Raw genomic sequence first — 6,374 nt, 5'->3', positions numbered from 1 at the left:
CGTTCGGTGGTTTTGGCGAGGGGGAAACACCCGGTCCCATCCCGAACCCGGAAGTTAAGCCTCTCAGCGCCGATGGTACTGCATGGGAGACTGTGTGGGAGAGTAGGACGCCGCCGGACTCATTGTGAAGGGGAGGGCCCCGCCGAGATCGGCGGGGCCCTTTCTTGTTTCACTGGGTGGAACGGAAGCAACGTTGATGCAACGTTCCATGTGCAAGAATTGGTCCTAGAGATAGGGCTGGTCACCATGGTCGCGCCGGTGCCACCCACACGTAACATGTACCGGCGCGGCCACCCGGTCTCCGGCGTCGACACCACCGCTATTCGCGTGCGCTGTCGATGTACCACTCGCGGCCGAGGAGCAGCGCGAACACCGGGGTCGGAAGCCGTACCAGGGCTCGCATGACGGCTGCGGACCTGCCGTCCCCCTGGACCTCGCTGTGGTGCGCGGCCAGGGCCGCCTGCTTCTGCTTGGCGAAGCGTCGAACGTTCACCCGGTGCGTGATGGCGGACGACGGGCTGCCGACCGCGCGCAGTGTGGCGTCGTCGAAGCGGAGCGGGATGCGCAGCAGGCGGATCAGTCGCACCAGGCGCAGGGCAAAGTCATGCGGGGTCGTCGCCTCTCGCACGCGCTTCACGCCCGCCAGCTCGGCGGCGCGCTTTCCGACCTCGTGCACCCTGACGTGGTCGCGATGGCCGTACCAGCCGTTGGGGTCATAGCTGAGCAGCATGTCCGCCTTCTCCTCGCGCAGTAGCGCGGCGAGGCGGGCGGCGGCCTCCTCGGGGGCGGCGCGGACGAAGCGCGTGCGGTCCGGAGGGTCGGGGTAGAGGACCGCGCCGTGGCCGCTGTCCGCGTAGCCGAGGTGCTCGACGCGGTGCACGCCGAGGATGGCTGCGCTGGCGCGTAGCTCGCCCAGCCGCGGTGCCCCCTGTTCGGGGACCGGGCCCATCGTGCCGTCGGTGGCCACGACAACCACGACCCGGTGTCCCTCGGCCGCGGCGCGGGCGAGGGTGCCGCCGGTCAGTAGTACCTCGTCGTCTGGATGGGCGTGGAATGCCACGAGCGTCGCCATCGGTGCATTATCCCCGGTGATGATCCTTTGGGGTACGAGTCGCCGGACGCGGTGCGATCTCGTAGAGTCCCTGGGGATTCGGCGTCGGGCACGTTCGCGGGCCGCGCCCCCGCTCCGCGCCGGGACGGCATGTCCTCGGCGGACGTGTCGTCCTGGCATTGTGACCTATGCGTGGTTGCGGCCGGACCTGGGTGAACGGCAGGGTACAGGCCATGACTTGGGACGTTCCGGGCTATTCCGTGGTGCGAGTCCTGCGGGAGGGGCCGGCGGGACGGATCGCGGAGGCGGTGCGGGACGGGTTCGGGGAGCGGGTCCTGATCCTGGACGGCGCCCGGATCGTCCCGGACGAGGCGTGGGCCCTGACGCGGCTGCGCGATCCGCATGTGCTGCGCGTCCACGAGTACGTTGAGCAGCGGCAGGCGCTGGTCATGGACTTCGTCGAGGGCGAGTCGCTGGCGCGGCAGCTGGCCGGGGGGCCGATGGCGCCGGGCGCGGCTTTCCGGGTGCTGCGGGGATGCCTGCTCGGGCTCGCCGCCGCGCACGACGCTGGTCTCGTGCACCGAGACCTGTCCCCGGCGAACGTCGTGCTGACGGGTGGTACCTGCAAGCTCACCGGGTTCGCGGTCGAGGCTCCCGGGACGGACGGCTTCGCGGCGCCCGAGCGGAGGGCTGGGGAGTTCACGGCCGCCGGCGACCTGTACTCGGCCGCCGCGATCTTCTACGCGTGCCTGACCGGGCATGCGCCCGGCGTCGTCCAGCTGGATCTGGTGCCGGAGCCCGCGCGCGGCCTCCTCGCGCGGGGGCTGGCGCAGAATCCGATGGCGCGGCCGAGTTCCGCGCGGGCGTACGCGGCGCTGGTGGAGGCCGTCGCGCGGAACCAGTGGGAGCAGCCCACCCCGGCGCAGGCGGTGGATCCGGTGCCCGTGCCCGTGCCCGAGGACAGGCCCGCGCTCGTTCGTCCGATGGCGGTGACCGTGGCGCTCGGGCTGGTCTGCGCGGGAGGCGGGTTCGGTGTCGGCAAGGCGGTCGGCGAGGACGAGTCGAAGTCGAAGCCGAAGCACGCCGCGACCCCGTCCAGCACGCCCAAGGCCGTGCCGCAGGGGACGGGGCTCGCCCGGGGCAGGCTCGCGTACGCGGCCGGCAAGCAGCGGCTGGACGTGGCGCTGACCGTGACGCCCGCCGTCGTGCAGGCGGGCGGCACCGTCACCGTGAAGATGGCGGAGCGGCGGCGGGCGGGCTGCCCGCCCGTCCTCAAGTGGCGGATCGGGGACGGGCAGAGCGCGCTGTTCTCCTACCCGCGTTCGGCGGGGCTCCTCCCGGCGACCCGCGTCGGCACGCCGGTGAAGGCGGACGTGCGGCGTTCGCAGCCCAAGGTGTCGGTCAAGGGGTGCGAGCGGACGACGATCGTCCACAGCACGTACACGTTCACGGTCTCGCTGGCGCCCGGCGCCTACCTGCTGTCGCCCTGGAGCCCGCCGAGGGCCAAGGCGTTCGGGGCGCGGGCCGTGAGCAGGGGACGGCTCCCGGTCCTGACCGTCAGGTAGGGCCCGCGGGCAGGCAGGCCCGCGGGCAGGTAGGGGTCGTGGTCCTGAACGTCCGGTGGACCGGAGGGCAACGCCGGGGATGCCCGGAGGTGTCCGTTCGGTGGTTCCGGTTGGTGCACCCCCGGGGCCGCCGTAGGCTTTCCGGATGACCGACAAGTGGTGGGAGATCGAGCCGTCGGGTCCGCTGCGCGGCGATGTCACCGTGCGGGGGGCCAAGAACGCGGTCAGCAAGCACATGGTCGCGGCGATGCTGGGCGCGGAGCCGAGCACGATCCGCAACGCGCCGGACGTCGGCGAGGTCGGCATCACCGCCGGGATGCTGGAGCACGTCGGGATGGGCGTGGAGCGGTCCGGCGGCGAGGTGACGATCGTGCCGGGGCCGGTGGCGGACCCGAGCGTCGGCAAGGCGTTCACGGGGCTGAACCGCATTCCGATCCTGATGCTCGGCCCGCTGCTGCACCTGACGGGTGAGGCGTTCGTGCCGCTGGTCGGCGGCGACCCGATCGGCCGCCGCCCGGTCGACTTCCACGTGGAGGCGCTGCGGGCGTTCGGCGCCGAGGTGACGATCGACGGCGACGGCATCCGCGCGCGGGCGTCGCGGCTCGTCGGGACGCGCGTCGACCTGCCCTACCCGAGCGTCGGCGCCACCGAGACGGTGCTGCTGGCGGCGGTGCGCGCCGAGGGCAAGACGGTGATCCGGAACGCCGCGACCGAGCCGGAGATCATCGAGTTGGCGCTGTTCCTCCAGCGGATGGGCGCGCGGATCTCGTTCGCGCCCGACCGGCGGATCGTGGTCGAGGGCGTGCCGGAGCTCGGCGGCGCGCAGACGCGGCTGGCGGGCGACCGCATCGAGGCGTTCTCCTACCTGGTCGCGGGCCTGGTCACCGGCGGCGAGGTGCGGGTGCACGGCTGCCCGCAGGACCGGCTCGTCACCGCGATCACCACCCTGACCGGGATGGGCGCCCGGTTCGAGATCACCGACGACTGGATCATGGCGTCGGCGCCGGACGGGCTGCGGCCCGCCGCCGTGCAGACCGACACGCACCCGGGGTTCGCGACGGACTGGCAGACGCCGCTCATGGTGCTGTTCACGCAGGCGGACGGCATGTCGGTGCTGCATGAGACCGTGTACGAGAACCGGCTGGCCTACGTCCCGGCGTTGCAGAGCATGGGCGCGGAGATCGAGGTGTACGCCACCTGCCTCGGCGGCCCGGCCTGCCGCTACCACGACACGGCGGCGGTCCACTCGGCCGTCGTGCGCGGCGTGAGCAAGCTGCGCGGCGGCGATGTGACCATGCCCGACATCCGGGCGGGGTTCTCGGCGGTGCTCGCGGCGGCGGTGGCGGAGGGCCCGTCCACGCTGCGCGGCGTGCACCACATCGAGCGCGGTTACCACCATCCGGTGGAGCAGTTCCGGGCGTTGGGCCTCGCCCTGCGCGCCGGATGACCCCGCTCCGCCCGCGAGGACGCGGCGGCGCCGGGTTCAGCGGGCGGGCTCGGGATTCGCGGTCGTCCGCGGCCAGGTGAAGGTGAGGGAGCCGCCGACGGGGACGGCGCGCCAGAGCGGGGCGATCGCGTCGAGGCGGTCCACGACCCGGCCGACCTTGGCGATGTCCTCGTCCGGGATCCGCCTGCGCTCGGCCCATTCCGGCGGTCGCGCGCCCGCCTTGCGCCGCCAGGCGATGTCGCAGACGCCCGCGAAGTACTCGGACGTCGCCATGTCGGCGTGGTCGCCCCTGCGCAGCGCCGCCTCGCGCTTGTTCAGCCTGCGCTGCGCACGGGCGCGGCGGCGCCGGTCGCCGGGGGCCTCCTCCGTCTCGCGGAAGCTCCCGCCGCCCGCCAGCGCCCGCCCGTACACGGCGTTCGCCAGCCCCAGCTCCGCCTCGACCAGGTAGTGGACGAGGTCGTGCGGGATGTCGTCGTCGTAGCCGGGGGCCGGGTCCATGCGGCGCGGGGCCCGGCCGGGCAGGGTGACGACGGTCGCGTAGCCGCGTTCACCCGTCCGTTCGAAGCTCACGTCCATGGCGGCAGGTTAGACGGACGTTTCGTCCAGCCGCATCCGGTTTTCGCGTGGGGTCAGGCGCCGCAGCCACCGGACGCGGGGAGCCTGCCCGTGATGAGGTAGTCGGTCTCCGCGCGGCGCGCGCAGGCGGAGTTGAAGTAGGCGGTGTGGCCGGTGACGTCGGCGACGAGCAGGCCGCTGCCCTCGATCTGGCGGTGCATGCCTTGGGCCCAGACCAGCGGCGTGGACGGGTCGTCCCTGGTGCTGGCCACGAGGATCGGCCGCGCGCCCGTGACCTTCTCGGGGACCCACGGGTTGCCCGGGGGCACCGGCCAGTCCGCGCACAGGAGCGTCATCAGCCAGGCCTCCGAGGCGCCGCCGGTGTGCGGGGAGAGGGCGCGCACCTTCTTCAGCCGGGCGGCGGCGTCGCCGTAGCCGCGCAGCTGCGGCGGGAAGTCCTGGCAGCCCACGGCGGCGTAGGCGTCCTGGGGCTGGCCGACGGAGGAGTTGTCGGCCAGCCGCGACGCGTCGCCGGCCTGCGCCTCGGCGAGCGCCGTGCCGAGTTCCGGCCAGGTCGACGGGAGCAGGGAGCTGGTCGGCCCGAGCAGCAGCAGGTTGGGCAGGACCATCTGGATCGCGTCGGCGTTCACCGTGGTCGGGCCGCCGGCGGCGTGCGGGGCCGGGATCGGCGTGCGCGCGGCCCGGGCCAGCAGGCGGTCCCAGACGGCGGTCACGTCCTTGCCGTGCAGGGCGCAGGACTTCGACGCGCCGCACCAGCGCGCGAACTGGCCGAACACCGTCGAGAGCGCGGAGGCCTCCTGGTTCAGGAACGCGTGCGGGCCGACGGCGTGGTCCACCGCGCCGTCGAGCACCATCGTCCGGACGCGGCGCGGGTACAGGCGGGCGTAGGTCTGGCCGAGGAACGATCCGTAGGACAGGCCCAGGAAGCTGATCTGCCGCTCGCCGAGCGCGGCGCGGATGGCGTCCATGTCGCGGGCCGCGCTCACGGTGTCGATGTTGGCGAGCAGGCCGGGCCGCGACCTTTCGGCGCACGAGGCGCCGTAGGCCGCGCTCTGCCGCTTGATCGCCTCGAACTGCGCGCGGGAGCGGGGGAACACCGCGACCTCGCGGATGACGGTGCGGCAGGCGGTGGACCAGCTCGTCGCCGAGGACCGGCTCCGCCGCATCCCCGGCAAGGGGACGTTCGTCGCGCGCCCGAAGGTGCAGATGCCGAAGGAGCTGGTCTCCTTCACCGAGGACATGCGCTCGCGCGGCATGCGCCCGGGGTCGGTGGACCTCGCGTCCCGCACGGTCGAGGCCGACGCGCGGCTCGCCCGGTTCTTCGGCGCCGAGCCGGGGGTGAGCGTGCACGTCCTGGAGCGGCTGCGGCTGGCCGACGGCGAGCCGATGGCGGTGGAGCGCTCCCACATCCTCGCGTCGGTGGCGCCGGGCCTGTTCGACCGCCGGCCGCCCGACACCTCCCTGTTCGACGCGCTGGAGCGCGGTTACGGGATCGTCATGGACGCGGGGGAGCAGACGATCGAGGCGGGCCCGGCGGGCGCCGCCGACGCGCGGCTGCTGGCGATCGCGCCGGGCGCGACCGTGTTCCTCCTGCGGCAGCGGACGTTCAGCCGCGGCCTGTGCGTCGAGGTCGCGCTGGCCACCTACCGGGCCGACCGGTACCGCATCCATCTCGGCCTGGAGCCGCCGCGCAGGCCCATCACGGGGCTCGGCTGAGGACCGGACGCCGCCCGGT

General features: G+C 73.6%; 6 protein-coding genes and 1 rRNA gene. 4 read left to right on the top strand and 3 right to left on the bottom strand.

All coding sequences use genetic code 11. The features are described 5' to 3' along the window. Window positions 1-2 precede the first annotated feature (2 nt). Window positions 3-119: ribosomal RNA gene (gene rrf, locus K2F47_RS39265) — 5S ribosomal RNA — on the top strand. A 200-nt stretch (window positions 120-319) separates the two neighbouring features. Here the strand turns inward: rrf and K2F47_RS39260 are convergent. Then, window positions 320-1,072 carry a PIG-L deacetylase family protein gene (locus tag K2F47_RS39260; protein WP_242911331.1) on the bottom strand — a complete coding sequence of 251 codons (753 nt, stop codon included), beginning with the start codon at window positions 1,070-1,072 and terminating at the stop codon, window positions 320-322. A gap of 212 nt (window positions 1,073-1,284) precedes the next feature. Here K2F47_RS39260 and K2F47_RS39255 point away from each other — a divergent pair, with 212 nt between their 5' ends. Both K2F47_RS39255 and murA read left to right on the top strand, forming a co-directional pair. Further along, the gene (locus K2F47_RS39255; protein ID WP_242911330.1) at window positions 1,285-2,616 is read left to right on the top strand and encodes a protein kinase domain-containing protein; all 1,332 of its coding nucleotides are present in this window, start codon (window positions 1,285-1,287) and stop codon (window positions 2,614-2,616) included. A gap of 145 nt (window positions 2,617-2,761) precedes the next feature. Continuing rightward, entirely contained in the window at window positions 2,762-4,063 is a 1,302-nt protein-coding gene (gene murA / locus K2F47_RS39250) for a UDP-N-acetylglucosamine 1-carboxyvinyltransferase (RefSeq protein WP_242911329.1), read from the top strand. A gap of 36 nt (window positions 4,064-4,099) precedes the next feature. On the opposite strand, the gene K2F47_RS39245 is transcribed toward murA, so the two are convergent. Both K2F47_RS39245 and K2F47_RS39240 read right to left on the bottom strand, forming a co-directional pair. Then, entirely contained in the window at window positions 4,100-4,639 is a 540-nt protein-coding gene (locus tag K2F47_RS39245; RefSeq protein WP_242911328.1) for a hypothetical protein, read from the bottom strand. 53 nt (window positions 4,640-4,692) lie between these two features. Beyond that, a complete protein-coding gene (locus K2F47_RS39240) occupies window positions 4,693-5,805 on the bottom strand; it encodes an alpha/beta hydrolase (protein ID WP_242911327.1) in 1,113 nt (370 codons plus the stop codon). Between K2F47_RS39240 and K2F47_RS39235 the strand changes: the two genes are divergently transcribed. Continuing rightward, entirely contained in the window at window positions 5,768-6,355 is a 588-nt protein-coding gene (locus K2F47_RS39235; RefSeq protein WP_242911326.1) for a GntR family transcriptional regulator, read from the top strand. The genes K2F47_RS39240 and K2F47_RS39235 overlap by 38 nt on opposite strands. Window positions 6,356-6,374 lie beyond the last annotated feature (19 nt).

It is taken from the genome of Actinomadura terrae (genome assembly GCF_022751215.1).
GTDB classification, from domain to species: domain Bacteria; phylum Actinomycetota; class Actinomycetes; order Streptosporangiales; family Streptosporangiaceae; genus Spirillospora; species Spirillospora terrae.
The sequence above is the reverse complement of the archived record's forward strand: the minus strand, read 5'-3'. Positions and strand labels throughout refer to the sequence as shown.